Source organism: Kitasatospora sp. NPDC092286 (assembly GCF_044755565.1).
Lineage (GTDB): Bacteria > Actinomycetota > Actinomycetes > Streptomycetales > Streptomycetaceae > Kitasatospora.
In genome coordinates this window covers 98,597-119,982 of sequence record NZ_JBIVRD010000011.1, presented here as the reverse complement: position 1 = coordinate 119,982, position 21,386 = coordinate 98,597, and the positions used below count along the sequence as shown (strand labels likewise).

The 21,386-nt window shown below is 73.2% G+C and carries 19 protein-coding genes; 4 read left to right on the top strand and 15 right to left on the bottom strand.

Annotated elements, in window-relative coordinates; translation table 11 throughout:
- Positions 1-27: 27 nt before the first annotated feature.
- Genes ACIQIB_RS13820 through ACIQIB_RS13800 form a run of 5 tightly spaced genes read right to left on the bottom strand, consistent with a single transcriptional unit; the run spans position 28 to position 4,742 of the window.
- Positions 28-693, bottom strand: coding sequence for a hypothetical protein (locus ACIQIB_RS13820; protein ID WP_400757984.1), 666 nt, complete (start codon positions 691-693; stop codon positions 28-30).
- Positions 690-1,259 (bottom strand): hypothetical protein, encoded by a 570-nt coding sequence (locus ACIQIB_RS13815; RefSeq protein WP_400757983.1) that lies wholly within the window; start codon positions 1,257-1,259, stop codon positions 690-692. The genes ACIQIB_RS13820 and ACIQIB_RS13815 overlap by 4 nt, the downstream gene beginning before the upstream one ends.
- A complete protein-coding gene (locus ACIQIB_RS13810) occupies positions 1,256-2,011 on the bottom strand; it encodes a hypothetical protein (protein WP_400757981.1) in 756 nt (251 codons plus the stop codon). Before ACIQIB_RS13810 ends, ACIQIB_RS13815 begins: the two co-directional genes overlap by 4 nt.
- Positions 2,008-4,296 (bottom strand): hypothetical protein, encoded by a 2,289-nt coding sequence (locus tag ACIQIB_RS13805; RefSeq protein ID WP_400757979.1) that lies wholly within the window; start codon positions 4,294-4,296, stop codon positions 2,008-2,010. The genes ACIQIB_RS13810 and ACIQIB_RS13805 overlap by 4 nt, the downstream gene beginning before the upstream one ends.
- 14 nt (positions 4,297-4,310) lie before the next feature.
- Entirely contained in the window at positions 4,311-4,742 is a 432-nt protein-coding gene (locus tag ACIQIB_RS13800; protein WP_363605256.1) for a type VII secretion target, read from the bottom strand.
- Between the two features lie 194 nt (positions 4,743-4,936).
- Between ACIQIB_RS13800 and ACIQIB_RS13795 the strand changes: the two genes are divergently transcribed.
- The 4 genes from ACIQIB_RS13795 (at position 4,937) to ACIQIB_RS13780 (ending at position 8,610) form a co-directional block, all read left to right on the top strand.
- Positions 4,937-5,953 (top strand): ABC transporter ATP-binding protein, encoded by a 1,017-nt coding sequence (locus ACIQIB_RS13795; protein WP_363605257.1) that lies wholly within the window; start codon positions 4,937-4,939, stop codon positions 5,951-5,953.
- Positions 5,937-6,839 carry an ABC transporter permease gene (locus ACIQIB_RS13790; RefSeq protein WP_363605259.1) on the top strand — a complete coding sequence of 301 codons (903 nt, stop codon included), beginning with the start codon at positions 5,937-5,939 and terminating at the stop codon, positions 6,837-6,839. Before ACIQIB_RS13795 ends, ACIQIB_RS13790 begins: the two co-directional genes overlap by 17 nt.
- Positions 6,840-6,848: 9 nt before the next feature.
- Positions 6,849-7,811 (top strand): ABC transporter ATP-binding protein, encoded by a 963-nt coding sequence (locus ACIQIB_RS13785; protein WP_363605261.1) that lies wholly within the window; start codon positions 6,849-6,851, stop codon positions 7,809-7,811.
- 82 nt (positions 7,812-7,893) lie between these two features.
- On the top strand, positions 7,894-8,610 hold the full coding sequence (locus tag ACIQIB_RS13780; RefSeq protein ID WP_363605262.1) for an ABC transporter permease: 717 nt from the start codon (positions 7,894-7,896) through the stop codon (positions 8,608-8,610).
- 85 nt (positions 8,611-8,695) lie between these two features.
- Here ACIQIB_RS13780 and ACIQIB_RS13775 read toward each other — a convergent pair whose 3' ends face one another.
- The 10 genes from ACIQIB_RS13775 to ACIQIB_RS13730 form a co-directional block, all read right to left on the bottom strand.
- Positions 8,696-9,928, bottom strand: a complete 1,233-nt coding sequence (locus tag ACIQIB_RS13775) for a CynX/NimT family MFS transporter (protein ID WP_400757976.1) — start codon at positions 9,926-9,928, stop codon at positions 8,696-8,698.
- Between the two features lie 83 nt (positions 9,929-10,011).
- Complete coding sequence (locus ACIQIB_RS13770; protein ID WP_363605266.1) at positions 10,012-10,743, bottom strand: FadR/GntR family transcriptional regulator; 732 nt, start codon at positions 10,741-10,743, stop codon at positions 10,012-10,014.
- Between the two features lie 201 nt (positions 10,744-10,944).
- Entirely contained in the window at positions 10,945-12,720 is a 1,776-nt protein-coding gene (locus ACIQIB_RS13765) for an LCP family protein (protein WP_400757973.1), read from the bottom strand.
- Between the two features lie 225 nt (positions 12,721-12,945).
- Positions 12,946-13,797: an HAD family hydrolase gene (locus ACIQIB_RS13760; protein ID WP_363605268.1), complete on the bottom strand. Its 852-nt coding sequence runs from the start codon at positions 13,795-13,797 to the stop codon at positions 12,946-12,948.
- A 49-nt stretch (positions 13,798-13,846) separates the two neighbouring features.
- On the bottom strand, positions 13,847-15,121 hold the full coding sequence (gene serS, locus ACIQIB_RS13755; protein WP_363605270.1) for a serine--tRNA ligase: 1,275 nt from the start codon (positions 15,119-15,121) through the stop codon (positions 13,847-13,849).
- A 516-nt stretch (positions 15,122-15,637) separates the two neighbouring features.
- The gene (gene pheA / locus ACIQIB_RS13750) at positions 15,638-16,573 is read right to left on the bottom strand and encodes a prephenate dehydratase (protein ID WP_363605271.1); all 936 of its coding nucleotides are present in this window, start codon (positions 16,571-16,573) and stop codon (positions 15,638-15,640) included.
- A gap of 117 nt (positions 16,574-16,690) precedes the next feature.
- Positions 16,691-18,001 carry an iron uptake transporter deferrochelatase/peroxidase subunit gene (gene efeB / locus ACIQIB_RS13745; RefSeq protein WP_363605272.1) on the bottom strand — a complete coding sequence of 437 codons (1,311 nt, stop codon included), beginning with the start codon at positions 17,999-18,001 and terminating at the stop codon, positions 16,691-16,693.
- A 5-nt stretch (positions 18,002-18,006) separates the two neighbouring features.
- A complete protein-coding gene (locus tag ACIQIB_RS13740; protein WP_400757970.1) occupies positions 18,007-19,983 on the bottom strand; it encodes a FixH family protein in 1,977 nt (658 codons plus the stop codon).
- A 14-nt stretch (positions 19,984-19,997) separates the two neighbouring features.
- Positions 19,998-20,537 carry a copper chaperone PCu(A)C gene (locus ACIQIB_RS13735; protein ID WP_363605275.1) on the bottom strand — a complete coding sequence of 180 codons (540 nt, stop codon included), beginning with the start codon at positions 20,535-20,537 and terminating at the stop codon, positions 19,998-20,000.
- The gene (locus ACIQIB_RS13730) at positions 20,534-21,214 is read right to left on the bottom strand and encodes an SCO family protein (RefSeq protein ID WP_400757968.1); all 681 of its coding nucleotides are present in this window, start codon (positions 21,212-21,214) and stop codon (positions 20,534-20,536) included. The genes ACIQIB_RS13735 and ACIQIB_RS13730 overlap by 4 nt, the downstream gene beginning before the upstream one ends.
- Between the last annotated feature and the right edge of the window lie 172 nt (positions 21,215-21,386).

Sequence of the window (21,386 nt, the reverse complement as noted above, 5' to 3'; positions counted from 1 at the left end):
CCGGCCGCCACCGTGCGACCGGGCCGGTCACTCCACCGTGACCGGCCCGGCCGGCAGCCCGACGGGGGCGGTGCAGCCGAGCGCCCGTTCGGCGGCCCGGCGCGCGAAGTCCACGGCCAGCCCGGCCGTGCGCTGTCGGCCCGGTCCGGCGGCCGTACCGCCGCCGGCCCCGGCCAGCCGTACGGTCGCCAGGTAGTACCAGGTCCGACCGGCGCCCGCGCCGCCCGATCCTGCCACCCCGCCCGACCCCGCCGTGCCGTCCGCCGGACCGGTGGCGCAGGTGAAACGGACCACCGCCCCGTCGGCACCCGCCCGGCCGGCGCCGAACGGGCGGAAGTCCGCGCGCGCCGACTCCGCCTCGTCCCTGTCGCGTTCCGCCTCGGTGGCGGCGCCGCGCGCCGTGACGGTGAGTGTCCGCCCGCCCGGGCCGGTCACCACACAGGCCAGTACGGTGGCGGACTTCGCGTCGCCCGGCCGGTACTGGGTCTCGACCCGGACGCGGTGGGTGGCGCCGAGCAGTCCGGTGAAGCCGGGGCCGTCGAGCGCGCCCCGGCACTCGCCGTGCGAGAGGTCGACGGCCGGCGGCCGGTCCTCGACGGCGTCGAGATGGCGGTGCCAGCCGAACAGGCCACCGCCCAGGACCAGCAGCAGCGCGGCCGGGACCGCCAGGACGGAACGACCGGGCCCGTTCATCCGCAGACGTCCTTCCGCTGCTGCGCCAGCGCGTCCCTGGCGACGGACTCGAGCTCGGCCCGACCGCCGCGGGCCGCCGCACCGGCGGTGACCTCCAGCCGTACATGGCCGACCGGCTGGTCCTTGCCGGGGCAGTAGTCGGCGACCGCGGCCCCCCGGGCCCAGGAGGCGGAGAGGCTGCCCGCGCCGAAGCCGTGCGCGTCCGGCTGCCCCGCGGCGGCGGGGGAGAGCGCCGCCGAACCCTCGTGCCGGGCCGCTGTGACGGTCAGCGCGGTCCGCCCGTCGACCCGGATCGCGCAGGACCGCGGGCCGGGGCCGCCGTAACCGTTCGCCTCCCGCTCCTCCACGTCCTGGGCGCCCGGGGGCAGCAGCCGCCCGAGCGGGGTGCCGTCGCCGGTGGACAGGCCGCAGAGCCGGGCGGCCCGTCCGGGCTCCTCCGCCGGCTGGTGGGCGCGCCAGTCCAGGTAGCCGACCGTCCCGGCGGCCGCGACCGCCAGCCCGAGCGCCACCGGCAGCGCCCGGCCGACCGGCAGCCGCCCGCGCCGCGGCCGCCCACCGGTGCTCACGCGGTCGGGCTCGCCGAACTCCCGTCGCCCGAAGGCGAACTCGTACCACCCGAGGACGAACCCTCGCCGCCCGCAGCCGAGTTCCCGCCGCCCGCCGGAGTGAGCACGGGCTCCCCGGTGGGCCAGTCGACGGGCGCGGTGCAGCCGAGCGGGCCGCGGGCGGCCCGCTGCGCGGTGTCGGCGGCGAGCCGGGCCCAGTGCTCCGGGGTCCACTTGGGGGAGCCGGCCGGATTGGCCTGCTCCGCCGAGGCGTTCGGGCCGACCTGCACGGTGAAGTACAGCCCCTTCTCGCTACCGGAGCGCCGGTAGGTGCCGTCACAGCGGAAGGTGAGCTCGGCCCGCCAGCGGGTGACCTCGCTGCGGTCGCCGAAGCCCAGGGTGAAGACCGGCTCACCGGGGAGCGGGGCGTTGGCCCTGGGGCCGCCGCCCGGGGTCTCGCTCCCGGCCAGCCGGACGAGCAGGCCCGGCCCCCGCTTGGCGTCGACCGCGCAGTCCAGCAGCTGGAGCCCGGCCTGGCGCTGCGCGTCGAGCTGCTTGTCCAGCTTGTACGCCGCCGAGGCGCCGTCGCTCAGTACGGCCTCGGCGTAGCTCTCGCGGACGACGCCCTCGCAGGCCGTCTTCGCCCCGGCGCTGCTGCCGCCCTCGCCGCCCTCGCCGGTACCGCCGTCGCTGCCGCACCCGGCCAGGGCCAGGGCCAGGGCGGCGGCCACGACCACCGCGGCGGCGGCCGGTCGGCGCTGTTCGCTCATCATCCGGAGACCTTCCCGTTGGAACTCTGGCTGCCCGAGGAGCCGTCGGTGTAGCCGTCGAGCACCCGGTCCCCGGCACTGTCGGCCAGTCGCCGGATGTCGTCGGCGCTGAGGGCCGTCCCGAACGCGGCGTCGGTGACGGCCTGTTTGGCGCCGAGCGCCGCGCTGCCGCGGCCGTCGGCGACGTAGTCGCGGCCCTGTTGCCGGGCCTCCCCGGTGGTGTCGCGCTCGTTGGCCTTGACCACGCTGTCGGTGATCTCCTCGACCAGGAAGTTCGCCACCTCGCCGGCGACCGGCACCTTCTCGGTGACCGCGCCGATCGTGCTGCTGAAGACCGTCTTGGCGTAGCCGGCGTTCTTCTCCAGCGCCTCGTTGTACTCCTTGTCGGAGGCGGCGTGTTCGCTGTGGACCTCGTTGATCCGGGCCTCGTTGAGGATGCCGCTGACCACGCCGCCGGCCCGCGAGGTGGAGTCGATGTCGGCCTCCAGCCGGGCGAAGTCGGTCTGCCCGCTGTCGATGTGGCCGCGGATGACGGCGGTGGAGTAGGCCTGGTTGGCGTTGACGACGGCGCCGTAGGCGTCCGGGTCGCGGCCGAGCGCGTCCAGCAGGCCGCGGACCGGCGCCTCCCTGAGGTTGGCGGGGGCGCCGTTGACCGGCAGGTCGTCCTTGTGCGGGGAGAGCGCGCGCTGGGTGTCGCCGATGTAGTCGGCGGTCATGTGCCCGAGGCTGTCCCGCAGCGGGGCGAACTTGGCGTCCTCGCCCTTGAGATCGTCGAGGACACCGCCGTTGCCGTGGGTGCCGAAGGTCTGCACGACCCGGTTCATCACGTCGGCCTGGTCGGCGGTGTGCTTGGCCGGCGGGCCCGACGGATCGTCGTACGGGCGGCCGGTGGTGGCCGCCTCCAGGGCGTGGCCGAGGGCGTCGGGGCCGCTGTGCATGCCCTGTCGGCGCAGCTCGTTCTTCTGCGAGACGGTGTCCGGCGTGTACTCCTTGTCGTGCGTGAAGTACGTCAGGTAGTCCGCCGGGGTGGTCCTGCCGTTCGGGTTGACGGTGCCGTCGGTGTTGTACGCGGTCGGCCGGTCGTGGAAGAACCTGGTGGCCGCCTCGGGGCTGTGGCCCAGCGCCTCCAGGATCGCTGTGGTCGGCTCGAAGCCCGAACCGCCTTCCGGGCCCAGCAGGTTGTAGCCGCGCCGGTCGCTGCGCGGGCCGAAGACCGGGGCCGGCCAGTACTTCTCGTCGGTGTCCAGCTGGGTGATGTGCTCGGCGATCGGGTTGAGGAAGCGCGGGTCGTAGTCGCCGGTGCGCAGGATGCCGGAGAGCACCTGGTAGCCGTACGGCGCGTAGTCCATGCCGCTTTGGCGGTAGGGCTTGTCCCACATCGTCTCGGAGCCGGCCTTGCGCAGGTCGGCGGCCCACTGGTCGGACAGGTGCGGCTCGTTGGTGGTGCGGGTGGCGGTGGCCAGGTTGAGGCCGAGGTTCTTCTGCAGCTCCTGGTACTGCTTCCACCGGGCGTCGCTCGCGCCGTTGAACTGCTGTTCGTCGCCGACCATGCTGTTCCAGGCCTGTAGCGTCCCCTTGGGGCCGAGGTCCTGGTAGAACCTGGTCGAGAACTTCGGGTCGTTGGCGTTGGCGGCCAACAGGGAGTTGAGCTCGGTGAGTTCGGCATCCGAGATCTTTCCGCCCTTGGCGGCCAGCTGGGCGGCGCGGTCGCCGTCCCCCTCCGGGCCGCCGCCGATGGCCCTGGCGTTGAAGGACTTCACGTTGTCGGTGGCGGTGTCGGAGCCGAGCGCCCAGGCGGCGCGTTCGTCGGCGGCGGTGGCCTCCTGGACGGCCGCGTCGATCGCCTTCCGGGCGGCTTCGGCCTTGCCGCGGTACTCCGCCTGGTAGGCCTGGTTGGCGTCCGGGTCGTGCCGGGTCGCGTGGTCGGCCGGGGGCCAGCTGACGGTGCCGGTGTCGCTGACGGTCAGTCCGGCGGCCCTGGCGTCGGCCACCGCCTTGTCGAGTCTGGACCTGGCGGCCTGGAAGTCCTGGCCGGCGTCCTTGAGGATCGAGGCGATCGCGCCCGCCTCGGTCACGGCGGCGGTCAGCTGTTCGTTGACGCGCTGGAGTTTCGGCCTGGCCTGATCGGCCGAAGGGCCGGTCCAGTTCGCGGAGTCGACCTTGGCGATCACCGCGTTGTCCCAGTCCTGGTCCATCGACCGCAGCTTCTTGACGACGTCCTCCCAGGCGGAGGCGGCGGTGCCGAGGACGTCCAGCTTGGCGGTGCTCAACTCGTGGAAGTCGACCATCTCGTCCGGCCCCCTCAGGCGCTCAGGTCGTGCTTGACGGCCGATTCGTTGCGGCGGTAGTTGCCGGCGGTCTGGTGCAGCGCCTGGGTGAGCTCGCCGATGGTGCCGCCGAGTGCGGCGATCTGCTGGTCCCAGGTGGCGGCGGCGGCCTGGGCGGCCTTGCCGGTACGCCAGTTGGCGAGCGAGGTGGCGACGGTGGCGGTCTCGTCGTCGGCGGACCGGCCGTCGCCGTTCAGCCGCCCGTGGATCTGGTCGGAGGAGCCGGCGGCGGCCTCCAGCGCGTCCGGGTCGACGGTGACGGTGCTCCCGCCGCCGCCCGGGGCGCCGGCCGAGTTGATCCTGGTGTGCGCGGTCTCCTGCCGCTGGGCCTGTACCGTGAGATTGCCGTCGGCGTCGTAGGCCCAGGGGTTCATCATCCGGTCGAACTCGGTCGCACGATCCGACACTGTGCTCACATCTCCCTCTCACGCCGGGAGTTGATCCCGACGGCCCCCTGTTAGGAATCTGACAAGAGTACAAGCCGGGTTGGCCGATTCCGACCCCTAGGGGATCAGCGCGGGAGTGTCATACCGAAGCATCATGCCGGGTTCGTCATTCCAGCTCATGGCGGGCACGGCGTGCGCACACTACGTTGAGCCCTGTGTCCACTGTCATCAAGACGGACGGCCTCACCAAGAGGTTCCCCCGGGTCACCGCCCTCGACCAGCTCACCGTAGAGGTGCAGCCCGGGGTGGTCGGTCTGGTGGGGGCCAATGGTGCGGGCAAGTCCACACTCATCAAGATCCTGCTCGGGCTCGCCCCGGCGACGTCCGGGAGCGGCCAGGTCCTCGGTCTGGACATCGCCACCCAGGGCTCGGAGATCCGCGAGCAGGTCGGCTACATGCCGGAGCACGACTGCCTGCCGCCGGACGTCTCGGCCACGGAGTTCGTGGTCCACATGGCGCGGATGGCCGGGCTGCCGGCCGCCGCCGCGCGCGAGCGGACGGCGGACACGCTGCGGCACGTCGGGCTGTACGAGGAGCGGTACCGCCCGATGGGCGGGTACTCGACCGGCATGAAGCAGCGGGTCAAGCTGGCCCAGGCGCTGGTGCACGACCCGAAGCTGGTGCTGCTGGACGAACCGACCAACGGGCTCGACCCGGTCGGCCGGGACGACATGCTGGCGCTGATCCGCCGGATCCACTCCGACTTCGGCATCTCGGTGCTGGTCACCACCCACCTGCTGGGCGAGCTGGAGCGGACCTGCGACCACCTGGTGGTCATCGACGGCGGCAAGCTGCTGCGCTCCTCCTCCACCGCCTCGTTCACCGAGGCGACGGCGGTCCTCGCGGTCGAGGTGACGGACCATCCGGACGACCTCGCCCTGGACGCGGGCGCGGCCGTGTACGAGCGGCTGGCCGCCGCCGGGCTGTCGGTACAGCCGGACGGCACCCGTGTCCTGCTGGTCCGGCTCGCGGGCGACGACACCTACGACACCATCCGCGACGCCGTCGCGGACCTCGGCCTCGGGCTGGTCCGGCTGGAACAGCGCCGCCACCGGGTCTCCGAGCTCTTCACCGAGCAGGCCGGTACCGGGCAGGCCGGCACCGACGACGCCGGCACCGTGCCGGCCGGCACCGCACCCAGGGGAGGTACCGCAGATGTCGCTGCCTCCTGAGACCAGGCCGGCCGACACCGGCGTCATCCACGACATCGGCTACCGCGGCTACACCGGCCCCCGGCTCGGCCGGGCCTACGCCACCCGCTCGCTGTTCACCCAGAGCCTGCGCGCCGCGTACGGCCTCGGGCGCTCCGGCAAGTCCAAGGTGCTGCCGATGCTGGTGCTCGGCGTGGTCACCACCCCCGCCGTGGTCATGGTCGCGCTCACCCTCGCCATGAGCCGCACCGATCTTCCGGTCGACTACCCGCAGTACCTCGGCTCGTTGGGGCTGGTCGTCTCGATCTTCCTGGCCTCGCAGGCCCCCGTCCTGCTCTCCCGGGACCTCCGCCACCACACCGTCCCGCTGTACTTCTCCCGCCCGATCACCCGCGGCGACTACGTCCGGGCCAAGTTCGCCGCGATGGTCTGCGCCCAGCTGCTGCTGATGACGGCTCCGCTGCTGGTCCTCTACATCGGCGCGCTGCTCGGTGGGCTGGACTTCGGACACCACACCGCGCACTTCCTCTACGGCCTGGTCACGGCCGTGCTCTACGCACTGGTCCCCACCTCGGTCGCGCTGGTGATCGCCGCCACCACCCCGCGCCGGGGCTTCGGGGTGGCCGCCATCATGGGCTACCTGGCGATCAGCACCACCGTGGTGGCCATCATCGTCGGGATCTCCAGCGTCGGCTCCGTCGGGATCCCGGACTCCGCGCAGTGGATCGCGCTGCTCTCGCCGAACGGGCTCGTGGAGAGCCTCACCAACCAGCTGTTCGACATCGGCGGCGACTTCGACCGGATGCACGCGCCCGGTGCGCTCGGTGTGGTCGCCTTCGCCGCCACCGCCGGCGCGATGGTGGCCGGCTCGTACGGGCTGCTGCTGCGCCGCTACCGGGACATCTGAGAGGGCACCATGGCCACCATCACCATCGACAAGGTCTCCCGCTGGTTCGGCAACGTGGTCGCCGTCAACGACATCAGCATGACGATCGGCCCCGGCATCACCGGTCTGCTCGGGCCCAACGGCGCGGGCAAGTCCACCCTCATCCACATGATGAGCGGCTTCCTCGCCCCCTCCACCGGGGCGGTCACCCTGGACGGCGCCCCGATCTGGCGCAACCAGGAGGTCTACCGGCAGATCGGGCTCGTCCCCGAGCGCGAGTCGATGTACGACTACCTGACCGGCTGGGAGTTCGTTCTCGCGAACGCCGAACTCCACGGCCTCGCCGACCCGGCCGCCGCCGCCAAGCGGGCGCTGGGCCTGGTCGAGATGGAGTATGCCCAGGACCGGAAGACCGGGACGTACTCCAAGGGCATGAAGCAGCGCGTCAAGATGGCCTCCGCGCTGGTCCACGACCCGTCCGTGCTGCTGCTCGACGAGCCCTTCAACGGGATGGACCCGCGCCAGCGGCTCCAGCTGATGGAGCTGCTGCGGCGCTTCGGCGCGGACGGCCGGACGGTGCTGTTCTCCTCGCACATCCTGGAGGAGGTCGAGCAGCTGGCCCGGCACATCGAGGTCGTGGTCGCCGGGCGGCATGCCGCCTCCGGGGACTTCCGGAAGATCCGCCGGCTGATGACCGACCGCCCGCACCGCTACCTGGTCCACTCCAGCGACGACCGCAGGCTGGCGGCCGCGCTGATCGCCGACCCGTCCACGGCCGGCATCGAGCTGGACTGGCAGCCGGGGGCGGGCGCGCGGCGCCCCGGTGGAAGGGCGGCGGGCGACGGGAGCGGACTGCGGATCCAGGCGGTCAACTTCCAGGGCTTCACCACCCTGCTGCCGAAGGTCGCGCAGCAGGCGGGCATCCGGCTGTACACCGTCGCACCGGCGGACGAGTCGCTGGAGAGCGTCTTCTCCTACCTCGTCTCCGCCTGACCGCCTGACCGCCTGACCGCCCGACCGCCCGTACACCTGATCGCCTGATCGCCTGAACCGGACCCAGGAAGGCCGACCAACCATGAACCCGACCGTCGCCAGGCTGACGCTGCGTGGCCTGCTGGGCCGCCGCCGCGGCATCCTGCTGCTGGTGGTCCCCGCCCTGCTGCTGCTCGTCTCGGCGATCGCCAGCGGCTCCAGCGGGGACGAGCACACTCTGACCGTCAGGATCCTCGGCCAGCTGGGCCTCGGCACCCTGGTGCCGATCCTCGGCCTGGTGGTGGGCACCGGCGCCATCGCCACCGAGATCGACGACGGCTCGATCGTCTACCTGCTCGCCAAGCCGCTGCCCCGCTGGAAGATCATCACCACCAAGCTGGTGGTGGCGATCGGCACCACCTGGGTCTTCGCGGGCATCCCCACCCTGCTGGCCGGCCTGCTGATGTACGGCACCAAGGAGAACCTGGCGCTCGGCTACACCGTGGCCACCCTGGTGGCCGGTGCCGTGTACAGCGCGCTCTTCCTGCTGCTCGGCGTGGTCACCCGGCACGCGGTGGTGGCGGGTCTGGCGTACGCGCTGATCTGGGAGTCGCTGATCGGCAACTTCGTGACGGGCGCCCGGACGCTGAGTGTCCAGCAGTGGGGCCTGTCGGTGGCGAAGGCGGTGGCCGCGGACGGCGCGATCACCGCGGACGTCGCGCTCGGCGTGGCCGTCCCGCTGCTGCTGGTGTTCACCGTGGTGGCGACGGCGCTGGCCTCGGTGAAGCTCGCCGGGCTGACCCTGGCCGCCGAGGAGTGACCGGCCAGGGGCCGCGGCCGGCGGCCTCCCTGGCGGGTGCCCCTGAGTACCTGGGCTGAGTACCTGGGCTGAGTACCTGGGCGACTCAGAGCGTCCGGTTGCGGCCGGCGCCCCAGCCGGCCACGGCCGCGACGGCGGCCAGCGCCAGCATCAGCGCCAGCGGGGTGTTCCAGTCCCCGGTCAACTGGTGCAGCGCCCCGGCGCCGACCGGGCCGGCCGCCGCCACCAGATAGCCGACCGCCTGCGACATCCCGCCCAGCTGGGCGGCGCCGGCCGCGCTGTCGGTCCGCAGCACGATGAAGGCGAGCCCGAGGCCCAGCGAACCGCCCTGGGCGACGCCCAGGATGGTGGCCGACACCCAGGCGCAGGGCACCGGAGAGATCAGCAGGACGGCGATCCCGAGCCCGTTGAGCGCGGCCATCACCACGGCCAGCGCCCGCTGGCTGGTCATCCGGCCGGCCATCAGCGGCACCAGGAAGGCGCCGGCGACCTGCACCAGGTTGGAGAAGGCGAAGACCAGGCCGGCCTCGCCGCGGTCCATCCCGTGGTCGGCCAGGATGGTCGGCATCCACGCCACCAGGGTGTAGACCAGCAGCGACGAGATGCCCATGAAGAGGCTGATCTGCCAGGCCAGCGGCGAGCGCCAGATCCCCTGGATCGGCCGCCCGGCCGGAGCCCCCACCGCCACCGCCGCCTTCTCCTGCCGCGAGCGCAGCACCTGCGGCAGCCAGGCCACCGCCGCGACCAGCGCGAGCAGCGACCAGGCGCCCAGCGAGGCCTGCCAGCCGCCGCCGAGCGCGTGCTCCAGCGGGACGGACATGCCGGCCGCGAGGGTCGCGCCGACCAGCATGGTGGTCGAGTAGACACCCGTCATGGCCGCGGCCCGGCCCGGGAACTCGCGCTTCACCAGACCCGGCATCGAGACGTTCAGGACGGCGATCGCCACGCCGATCACCACGCAGCCCGCGTACAGCGCGGCCACCGACGGCAGCACCCTCAGCAGCACGCCCGCGCCGAGCACCAGCACCGCGCCCAGGACCACCCGCTCGGTGCCGAACCGCCGGGTCAGCCGGGGGGTGAGCGGCGCGCCGACGCCCTGGAACAGCACCGGGACGGTGGTGATCAGACCGCTCGCGGTGGCGGAGAGGCCGAAGGTGTGCTGGATCTCGCCGACCATCGGCGAGACCGCCGCCAGGCAGGCGCGCATGTTGAGCGCGACCAGGAGGATGCCGGTCAGCAGCAGCGCGGGGTGGGCCGGCCGGGAGCGGACGGGAAGCGGATAGGTGACCACCGGCTGCTGGGCACGGGTGACTGCCATGGGTGCTGCTCTTTCGTGAAACGTGAGATCACGCGAAACGTGAGATCAGGGGCGCGGATCGGGGAAGGAGGGCTCGCGCCGTCTCACTTCCGGGCCGCGATGGCCGCGAGGAGTTGCTCGACGGCCGCGGTCGGCTCGGCGAGCAGCGCGCGACAGGCCGCCTCGGCGCGGTCCGGGTCGCCGCTCTCGATCGCGTCCACCAGCGCTTCGTGGGTGGCCACGACCACCTCGGGCATCTCGTGGTCGCCGAAGGCCGTCCGCATCGACTCGCGCACCGAGGCGCCGAAGTAGCGGTACACCTCGGTCAGCGCCGGGTTGTGCGCGGCCTCGACGACGGCGGTGTGGAACTCCAGGTCGTGCTCGACGGTCGCCTCGCGACCGGTCCGCTCGGGCTGCGTCGCGATCACCTCGGCCTCGTGGGCCAGCGCGGTCCGCATCCGGACGATGTCCTCGGGGGTGTGCCGCAGCGCCGCCAGCCGGGCGCCCTCGGCCTCCAGCGCCGCGCGGACCTCCAGCACGTCCCGGATGCCGGAGCGCTGCACGCCCCGCAGGACGGAGGCCGGGTCGCTGGTGCTGCGGACGAACGTTCCCTCGCCCTGCCGGGAGACCAGCATGCCGGCGTGCACCAGCACCCGGATCGCCTCCCGCACGGTGTTCCGCCCGACCTGCAGCCGCTCGGCCAGCTCGTGCTCGGTCGGGATCCGTGCCCCTACCGGCCAGACGCCGGCGGCCAGCTGCTCGCGCAGCTGGTCGATGGCGGTGTCCACCAGGGAGCGCCGCCCGGCCGCCTGCAGGCTGTCGTTGCCGCTGGTCACGGGGGCTCCTCTCGGGCGGGGACGGCTGGTCATCGGTCATCCTACAACCGCTTGCCCGGTCATCCTACAACTGGAGATGAACGCCCCCGGAACCCTCCGGGACGGGTCGGCTGGGACGACGGGTCGGCTGGGATGACGGGTCGGTCGGGTCGGCCGGGGCGACGGCGGGGCGGGAGGCGGGAAGGCCCGCCTCCCCGGCGGTCAGCCGTAGGAGACGTTGTCGCAGATGTCGTCGGCGGCGGAGCGGGCGTCGTTGACGACCTCGGTGGGCAGCGGGGCCGGGGTGCCGGGCGTGCCGGCGGCGGTGCCGCCGCTGGCGGCGGCGTAGTCCTTGCCGACGATCAGGCTGATCCCGGTGGCCGAGGTCGGCGTCAGGGTGGCGCCCGGGAACATCGCCTGGATCTTCTCCGCGTTGGCCTTCTGGCCGGAGCCGTACTCGATCGTGGTGGTGGCGCGGTTGGTGTTCTTGGCGTCGGTGACGCCGGTGACGGTGACCTTGGCGGCCTTGAGCGTGTCGGCGGCCTTGCCGGCCAGCCCGGTGGCGGTGGTGCCGTTGTAGACCGCGACCTTGATCGGCGCGCCGTTCGCGGCGACCGGCGGGGGCGCGGCCGGGGTGGTCTCGGGTGCGGCGGCCGGGGTCTCCGGCGCGTCCTCCTGCTTGCCGGTGGCGTCCTGGCCGTCGATGGTCCGGTCGGCCTGGAGGGTCTTCCAGAGGTTGTCGACCGCCGGGTGGACCAGGTCGATCCGTGGACCGTTGTAACGCCAGGGCGTGGTGAGGAACTTGACGTCGTGCAGGTCGATGTCCTTCATCGACAGCGCGAAGTCCATCAGCTTCTTGGCCGAGTCCAGACCGGGGTCGACGGTCATCGACTTGGTCGCCGCGTCGGCCAGCGGCAGCAGGGTGGTCGGGCTCAGCCCCTGACTCTTGACCTTGGCCATCAGCGAGCCGAGGAAGGCCTGTTGACGCTTCATCCGGCCGACGTCGGATTCGTCGCCGACGCCGTGCCGGAGCCGGACGTAGTCCAGCGCCTTCTGACCGGAGACCTTCTGCTTGCCCTTGGGCAGGATGACCTTGCCCTTCCTGCCCAGTTTGGGGTTGATGTGCCCCTCGTAGATGTCGTTGGGCAGGCAGACGTCCACCCCGCCGACGGCCTCGGTCATCGCCGCGAAGCCCTCGAAGTTCACCTCTATGGTGTGGTCGACCCGGATGCCGGTCAGTTTCTCCACGGTGTTCTGGGTGCAGGCCGGGTTGCCGGTCTCCGCGTTGCCCACGGAGAAGGCCGAGTTGAACATCTGCCCGGGCGCTTCCTTGCTCCACTTGCCGTTCGGCAGCTTGCACGAGGGGATGGTGACCAGGGCGTCGCGCGGGATGGAGATGCCCACCGCGTGCTTGTGGTCGGCGTAGACGTGCAGCAGGATCGTGGTGTCCGAGCGGGCGCCGCCCTCGTTGCCGCCGCCGAGGTCGCTGTTCTTGCCGGCCCGCGAGTCCGAGCCGATCAGCAGGATGTTGACCGGCTTGTTGCCGTTGGCGTCGGCCTGGGCCTCCGGCGGGCGGTCGGTCGAGATGGCGTCCGCGTCGAAGGACTTGATGTTGCCGTTCAGCTTGTAGTAGATGGCGCCGCCGGTGCCGGCCAGCACCACCAGGACGCCCGCCACCGACCAGGCGGCGATCTTCTTCACCTTGCGCTTGGGCTTGCGGCTGTTGCGCGCGGCCGCGCGGCCGCCGCCCTCGGCGGCGCCGCCCGCCTTGGTGCCGTCCGTCTTGCCGCGTCCGCCCTTGCCCTGGGCGGCCCGTCGGGCCTCGGCGCGGCCGCCGGGCCTCGGCGCGGGGACACGGCCGGAGCCGTCGGACGCCCGTTCGGTGTGCACGTCGCCGCGTGAGGCGCCGGTGCCCGGGGTGTCTCCACCGCGCGAGCTGCCACCGCCGCGTCGCCGCCCGTCCGCGCCCGACGTGCTCTCGTCCCACTGGCCTGACATGCGCGTACCTCTCAGCGGCGGAAGCAGCAATGCTGTGCGTGTCCGGCGGGCACGGCCCGGGCCGGCCGGGAGCACCGCACAGGGGCACCGCACCGGGAGACGCGGGGCTTCAGCGGAGCATACAAACACTTCCGGACGGGTCGGCAGCCGGGTGGTGGTGCAGGCCTGTGGGACAACCGCCGGACAACCGCCCGATGTCTGTTCGACGTCGGCCCGGTGGGTCGGTCAGGCGAGCGGGTAGAGCCGCTCCAGGACGGCGGCCACGCCGTCCTCGTCGTTGCTGACGGTGACCTCGTCGGCGACCGCGAGCAGTTCCTCGTGCGCGTTGGCCATCGCGACACCGTGCCGGGCCCAGCCGAACATCGGCACGTCATTGGGCATGTCGCCGAAGGCGATGGTGTCGGCGGCCCGGACGCCGAGGCGGCGGGCGGCGACGGCCAGCCCGGTGGCCTTGGAGAGGCCCAGCGGCAGCAGTTCGACGATGCCGGCGCCCGCCATGGTGACGCCGACCAGCCCCCCGGCCGCCTGCCGGGCCGCCTCGGCGAGGTCGTCGTCGGTCAGTCCGCGGTGCTGGATGTACAGCTTGCTCACCGGGGCGGCGAGCAGTTCGTCCCTGTCGACCCGGACCACCGGCAGGTCGGAGCCGATCACCAGCTCGTAGCCGGGACCGGCCAGCACCTCGCCGTCCAGGCCGTCCTGGTTGGCCGCGACGGCCATCGGACCGGTCTCCGCCTCGATCTTGGCGATGGCCAGCGCGGCCAGCCGGCGGTCCAGGGTGAGCGAGGTGAGCAGCTTGTGCGCGCCCGCGTCGTAGACCTGCGCGCCCTGGCCGCAGACGGCTATGCCGGTGTAGCCGATCTCGTCGAAGACCGGGCGGGCCCAGGCGGCCGAGCGGCCGGTGACGATGATGTGCAGCGCCCCGGCGCCGGTGGCGGCGGCCAGCGCCGCGCGGGTGCGCTCGGAGACGCTCTCCCCGCTGGTCAGCAGGGTGCCGTCGAGGTCGGTGGCGACCAGCCGGAAGGGCAGGCCGCCACCGTCGTCGACGGGGGAGACGGGGCTGGGGCTGATGCTGCTCATGGGCCGTGCGTCTCCCGGGAGTTGCTGGTGCTGCGGGTGCTGCGGGGTGCTACTTGACGGGCGGGAGGACGGAACGGCCGCCGAGGTACGGCCGCAGCGCCTCCGGGACCACCACAGAGCCGTCGGCCTGCTGGTGGTTCTCCAGGATCGCCACGATGGTGCGCGGGACGGCGACCAGGGTGCCGTTCAGCGTGGCCAGCGGGCGGACCTTGCCCTCCTCGCGCATGCGGATGGAGAGCCGGCGGGACTGGTACTCGGTGGTGTTGGAGGTCGAGGTGACCTCGCGGTACTTGCCCTGGGTCGGGATCCACGCCTCGATGTCGTACTTGCGCGCGGCCGAGGCGCCGAGGTCGCCGGAGGCGACGTCGATCACCCGGTACGGCAGCTCCAGCGCGTTGAGGAAGTCCTTCTCCCACTGGAGCAGGCGGCGGTGCTCGGCCTCGGCGTCCTCGGGCGTGGTGAAGACGAACATCTCCACCTTCTCGAACTGGTGGACGCGGATGATGCCGCGGGTGTCCTTGCCGTAGGTGCCGGCCTCGCGGCGGAAGCAGGACGAGTAGCCGGCGTACCGCAGCGGCAGCTTCTCGGCGTCGATGATCTCGTCCATGTGGTACGCCGCGAGCGGGACCTCGCTGGTGCCGACGAGGTAGCGCTCCTCCTCTTCGAGGAAGTAGACGTTCTCGGCGGCCTGGCCGAGGAAGCCGGTGCCGTCCATGGCGGCCGGGCGGACCAGGGCCGGGGTGATCATCGGGGTGAAGCCGGCCGCGGTGGCCTGGGCGATCGCCATGTTGATCAGGGCGAGCTCCAGCAGCGCGCCAACACCGGTCAGGTAGTAGGACCGCGCTCCGGCGACCTTGGCACCGCGCTCGGTGTCGATCGCGCCGAGGATCTGGCCCAGCTCGACGTGGTCGCGGGGCTCGAAGCCCTCGGCGGCGAAGTCGCGCGGGGTGCCGATCTCCTCCAGGGTGACGAAGTCCTCCTCGCCGCCGACCGGGGCGGCCGGGTCGATGAGGTTCGCCAGCGAGCGGAGCAGGCGGTCGGCCTCCTCCTTGGCCGCGCCCTGCTCGGCGTCGGCGGCCTTGACCTCCTCGGCGAGCGCCTTGGTGCGCTGCAGCAGGGCGGTCTTCTCCTCGCCCTGGGCCTTGGCGACCTGCTTGCCGAGCGTCTTCTGTTCGTTGCGCAGCTCGTCGAAGCGACTGCCCGAGGACCGGCGCCGTTCGTCGGCGGAGAGGAGGGCGTCGACCAGGTCGACGTCCTCGCCACGGACGCGCTGCGAGGCGCGCACTCGGTCAGGGTCCTCACGAAGCAGGCGAAGGTCAATCACGGGCCCAAGCCTACCGGGCGGGGGCCCTTCCACCGGTACGGGTTTCCGGCTGGGGATAACTCCACGGATCCTGTGGATAACTTCTGTGGAGAGCCGCCTCGGGCAGGGTTATCCACAGGCTTGGGGTCGGGGTTGTGGATTGTTGGGCGGCGGTGAGGGGCGGCGGGCAGAACTGGGGAATTGAGGTTTCAAACCTCGGCCGCCCTTCCCGAGTGAGGGAATTGAAGCACTCGGGCGGGTGATTTGATGGCACACGGGTGACTCTGGTCCGATTAGTCATCTCTGCGCCACTAACCGGTGGTCCGACCGATGTGGGCGATGGCTATACCGGTTTGTCGATTCATCCCCAGGCCTGTGGATAACTTTCGGCTGTGGACAGTCCACAGCCCTGTGGACAGCCGCTTCCGGTGGCGGCGCGCCTGTGGACGACGGGTGCGGTGACCCCGACCGCCGTCCGGGCGCTGGGAAAAACGGTCGGAAACAGTCGAATACGGTCGGGAAAACGAAAGCCGTCGATCAGATGTCGCCGCGCCCGTCGAGGCAGCGGGAGAGCCAGTCGGCGGCCTCGGTGAAATCGGTGTCCGAGGTCCCCGGCCGCTGGTGCCTGGAGGTCTGCCGGTCGGCACGCGGATAGGAACCGAGGAAGCGCACCTGCGGGCAGATCCGCTTGAGGCCCATCAGCGCCTCGCTCACCCGGCGGTCGGCGAGGTGCCCCTCGCAGTCGATCAGGAAGCAGTAGTTGCCGAGCCCCTCGCCGGTCGGCCGGGACTCGATCCGCATCAGGTTGACCCCGCGCACCGCGAACTCCTGGAGCAGCTCCAGCAGCGCGCCCGGATGGTCGTCCGGCAGCCAGACCACCATCGAGGTCTTGTCCGCGCCGGTCGGCGAGGAGACCCGCCCCGGCCGGCCGACCAGGATGAAGCGGGTGGTCGCGTTCTGCGCGTCGGCGATCTCCTTGACCAGCGGGTCCAGGCCGTAGATCGGTGCCGCGAACTCGCCCGCGAACGCCCCGTCGAAGCGGCCCTCGGCGACCAGCCGGGCACCGTCGGCGTTGGAGGCGGAGGACTCCCAGCGGGCGTCCGGCAGGTTGGCCGCCAGCCAGCGGCGCACCTGCGGCTGTGCCACCGGGTGGCTGGTCACGGTCGCGATGTCGGCGAGCTCGGTGCCCGGCCGCACCAGCAGCGCGAAGGAGATCGGCAGCAGCACCTCGCGGTAGATCATCAGCGGGGAGCCGGCGGCCAGTTCGTCGTTGGTCGCGGTGACGGCCCCCTCGACCGAGTTCTCGATCGGCACGAACGCGCCGGACGCCTCGCCGCCCCGCACCGCGTCCAGCACCAGCGGTACCGAGGACAGCGGCACCAGCTCCCGGGTCGCCGCCTCGGGCAGGGTCCGCAGGGCCGCCTCGGTGAAGGTGCCCGCCGGGCCGAGATAGGTGTAGCGGGTCGCCGACATACCGCCTCCTCGAAAGGGGTTACAGAGCAGTCACCTTAACCACTTCGTCCCCGGCCCATGAACGCGTTTCAGCCCCTGGGCAGGGGACGGAGCGGACGGCGGCGGGGGCGGGAGCGGCTACCCCTCCAGCAGCGGCTGGCCCACGTAGCCGCCCTCCCGGGCGCCCGGCGGGACGGCGTACAGGCCGCTGGCCTCGTGCCGCAGGAAGCGGGAGAGGCCGTCGCCCCGGGCGAGCTTGCGCTGCACCGGGGTGAAGCCCTTGCGCGGGTCGGCCTGGAAGGCCAGGAAGAGCAGCCCGGCGTCCGGGGACCCGTCGGCCAGCAGGCCGTCGTGGTACGAGAAGCCGCGCCGGAGCATCGCCGCCCCGCCGTTGGCGGCCGGTGCGGCGACCCGGATGTGCGCGTCGGCGGGGACGGCCAGCGAGCCGTCCGGGCCCTGCGCGGCCAGGTCCACCGGGCTGGACTCGCCGCCCGGGGCGGGCGCGTTCAGCGGGGCGCCGTCCGACTTGCGACGGCCGATCACCCGTTCCTGACGGTCCAGCGGGAGCGCCTCCCAGTTGTCCAGCAGCATCCTGATCCGCCGGAACACCAGGTACGAGCCGCCGGCCAGCCAGTCGGGCCGGTCCGGCCCGGCGGTGCAGAACACCGTGGTGTCGAAGCCGTCCTGGCCCGGCTTGGGGTTGTTGGTGCCGTCGATCTGGCCCATCAGGTTGCGGCCGGTCATCGGCCGGGCGGTGGCGCCGGGCGTCCGGGCGAAGCCGGACATCTGCCAGCGCAGCGCCGCCGTCCCGGCCGCCTGGCGTTGCAGCACCCGCAGCGCGTGGACGGCGACCAGCGCGTCGTCGGCGCCGATCTGCACGAAGAGGTCGCCGTCGCCGCGGGCCGGGTCGAGGGCGTCCGCCGGGAAGGCCGGCAGCGGTTCGAGCGCCGGCGGGCGGTGGTCGGCCAGCCCGGCCTTGTCGAACAGGGGGGCCCCGAAACCGAAGGTGACGGTGAGCGAGCAGGGCCCGGCGTCCAGCGCGACCTGGTTCTCCTGCTCGTCGGTCGGCTCGCCGACGGCCAGCCGGGCGGCCGTCCGGGACCAGCGCCGCAGCAGTGCGCGCAGCCCGTCCCGGCCGGCGCCGTCGGCCAGGTCGAACGCGGCCAGCTGGACCCGGGCCTGCTGCGGTTCGAGGATGCCGGCCTGGTGCTCGCCGTGGAACGGCACCCGGGCCGCGCCGAGCGCCCCGCCGCCCGCCGCGGGCGCGGCGGGGGAGGTCCGGTCCAGGGCGGTGGCCCCGGCCGCGCCGGCGCCCGCCCCGATCACCAGGCCGGCCCCGGCGGTGCCCAGCAGGGCCCGCCGGGTGAAGCCGGTACCGGTCGGCCTGGCGGCGGAGCTGTCGGCGGAGGTACCGGCGGACGCGGTGTCGGCCGTGGTCTCGGTGTTCATCGCGTTCACCCGATCTTCAGCTGCTTGATCTCGGTGGCCTGGTCGATGTCGGAGGAGCGGACCGCCACCGAGACCACCCAGTTCCCGGCCAGCGGCAGCTGTGCGGTGCCGCTCCAGCGCCCGGTGCCCTCGGGGGTCAGCGCGACCGGCAGCGGGCCGAGGTCGCGGTCCGGCAGGGTGAAGGCGAGCTGCACCTCGGGGACCTCGGCCGGCTGCCCGTCCGTGCCGTCCAGTGCGAGGTGCACCTCGTTGGAGCCGGTCCCGGCCGGGTTGAGGGTGACGGTCGCGGTGCCCTTGGCGTTCGGGGTCCGGCCCTTGGTGTCGTACGGGAGCTTGAGCTCCAGGGTCTTGCCGGGCACGGTCTGCGGGGCCTCCGCCGAGCCGCCGGCCGGGGCGGTGCCGGCGGTCGCCGCCGCCGCGACCTCGCCCGCCACCCGGCCGGGCGGCGAGTTGGTGAGCATCGTGGTGACCACCAGCACGGCCACCGCGACCAGCGCCTCGATCAGCACCGAGCGGCGCAGCCCGGCCCGGGTGGGGGTGAGCCCGCGGTCGCGCCCGGCGTTCTCCCGGGCGGCCTGCTGGCGGGCCAGCTGGGCCTGCCGGACGGGGTCGTCCGAGTGCGCCGTGACGGCGACCGGTTCGCGGGCCTCGACGGGCGCGGCGGTCGGCGCCTCGTCCGGGGCGGTCCGCAGCCGGGCCAGCCAGGAGCGGGTGAACCAGGCGACCACCAGCATGGCGGCCACGCAGCCGGTCTTCACCAGCAGCAGCCGCCCGTACTCGGTGCCGGTCAGCGCGCCCCAGCTGCCGAGGCCGCGCCAGGACTGGTAGACGCCGGTGACGGTGAGCACCGTGACCGAGCCGATGGCGACCTTGGAGAAGCGGCCGACGGCGTCCGCGCCGAGCCCGTGCCGCAGGCCGACCAGCAGCGCGGCCAGGCCGCCCAGCCAGAACGCCATGGCGATCAGGTGCAGCATGCCGAGCGGCAGCGCCAGCCAGACCTGGATGCCCACCGAGGCGTGGTCGGCGCCGGCCCAGGTCGCCGCGAGGGCGACCGCCAGCACCAGCCCGGCCACGCCGAGGCCGAGCCGGGCGTCCCGCTCCGGGCGTTCGGCGGCGCGCTGTTCCAGCCGCCGCAGCTCGGCCTCCTCCGGGTCCTGCGTCCCGGTGACCGCGGGCACCGCGCGCGGCGGCTGGCCGAGCTGGCCGACCAGCAGCGACAGGAACACCCCGCTCGCCGCGAGCAGCAGCAGCCGGGCGGCCAGCGCGGTGCCGATCCGCTCGTCCAGCGTGGCGCGCACCAGCGACAGGTCGAAGGCCTGTCCGAGGCCCGAGCCCCGCTCGTACGGGCCGCGCAGCATCAGCACCGCGACGGTGGAGAGCAGCAGCGCCACCCAGCCGGTCATCAGCAGACGCTGCACCGAGCGCCGGGCCGCCCCGGCCGGCCAGCAGATCAGGACGAACGCGGCCGCGCCGGCGAGCAGGGCGAACGCCCCGTACGCGACGGTCCGGCCGGTGCCGTAGAGGGCGGCGACCACGTCGTCGGCGTCGGCGCTCTGCAGCGAGCCGGCCGAGACGGAGGTGTCCGAGGGCGCGCCGATGGAGAAGGTGAACGCCCCGCCGATCGGGTGCGAGTCCTCGGAGACGGTGCGCCAGGCGACCGTGTACGTGCCGTTGGCCAGCCCGCTGTTCAGCCCGACCCGGACGGTGTTGCCCTTGCCGTCGGCGTGGGCCGGGTTGCCGCTGTCGACCGCCTTGCCGGCCGGGTCGAGCACGCGCACCGAGTCGGCGGAGAGCGAGACGGTCTCGCTGAAGGTCAGCGTGACGGCCTGCGGCGCGGTGGGGACCACCGAGTTCTGGCCCGGGTCGGCGGACTGGAGGGCGGCGTGGGCGGCGGCCGGCCCGGCACCGCCGAGCAGCAGCGCGAGCAGCGCGCCGAGGACGCCCAGCAGTCCGCCGAGCCGGCGGTGACTGACCTTCAGCATGTCGCGGATCCCCTTTACTGCTGACCGGGGCGGTAGGTGAGTTCCTTGACCGGCACCTTGACCGAGATGGTTCCGGCCTTGGCGAAGGTCAGGTCGAGTTCGAGCTCGTCACCGAGGGCGGGGGCCTTCTGCCATCCCATGATCATGAGATGCGTGCCGCCCCGGGCGAGCTGCAACGCGCCGTGCGCGGGGACGTCCAGTCGGTCGACCTGCTCCATGGTGGAGGCGGTGGAGCGGTGCATGGTGACCGACTCGGCGGCCGGGCTGGAGACCTTGACCAGCTGGTCCCCGCCGGTGCCGTCGTTGCGCACGGTCAGGTAGCCGGCCGCCATCCCGCCCGCCGGGGGCAGCGGTATGTAGGAGTCGGCGACGCTCAGCCTGGCGGCTCCGCCGTCGGAGGCGGTGGCGGTGGTGTCCGTGCCGCCCGCACCGCAGGCGACCAGGATGGCGCCGCCGCCCAGTGCCGTCGCCAGTACCGCCCCGGCGAGTGCCGTCCGCCGGAAGCCGAGTGCCTCGCGCCGGCCGGCGGGGCGCCCGGTGCCGGGGCCGTTCATGCCGCGACCCCCTTGGCGAGCAGCGGCAGGTCGTGCTCGTAGGTCTTCTCCTCGGTGCCGCTGAGGTAGAGGACGTGGGCCTTGTCGTCGGAGGGCAGGAAGGCCAGCACCTGCGCGCCGTGGGTGGAGGTGACGGTGCCGTCCGCGTTGACCACCGGGTCCTCGATCATGATGCCGAGCGACCGGGCCGCGGTCTTCACCTTGGCGAGGTCCCCGGTGAGGCCGATGAAGTCGCTGCCCATCGAGTCGAGCCAGGTGCGCAGCACCTGCGGGGTGTCGCGCTGCGGGTCGGTGGAGACGAAGACGACGTTGATCTTCTGCCGTTCCTCGGCGGAGAGCTTCTTCATCGCGACGCCGATGTCGCCCATGGTGGTCGGGCAGACGTCCGGGCAGCTGGTGTAGCCGAAGAAGAGCAGGGTGGTACGGCCGTTGGTCTGCTGGCGCAGGTCGAACGGCTGGCCCGCGGTGTCGGTCAGCTGGAGGTCGGGCTTCTCGAAGTGCTTGCTGAGCACGGTGCCCTGGTAGGGCGAGTCGGCCTTCTGCTGGGTGACCTTGGCGGGGCTGTTGCCGCCACCGCCGTCGGAGCCGCAGGCGGTCAGGGTGAGGGCGGCGGCGAGCGCGACGGCTGCGGCGCCGGCCAGACGGGTGGTGCGGGGGGTGCGGGGGGTGCGGGGCATGGGAGTTCCGATCGTGCGCGGTGGTTCACCGGCGGGGGCGGACCCCGGGGGGGGGGCGGCCCCCCCCCGGGGGGGGGGGGGGGGGGGCGCCCCCGCCCCCCCCCCCCCCCCCCCCGATGCCCAAACCCGCGCCCAGAACCCCCACCCCCAATCCCACCACCCCCCGCACCCC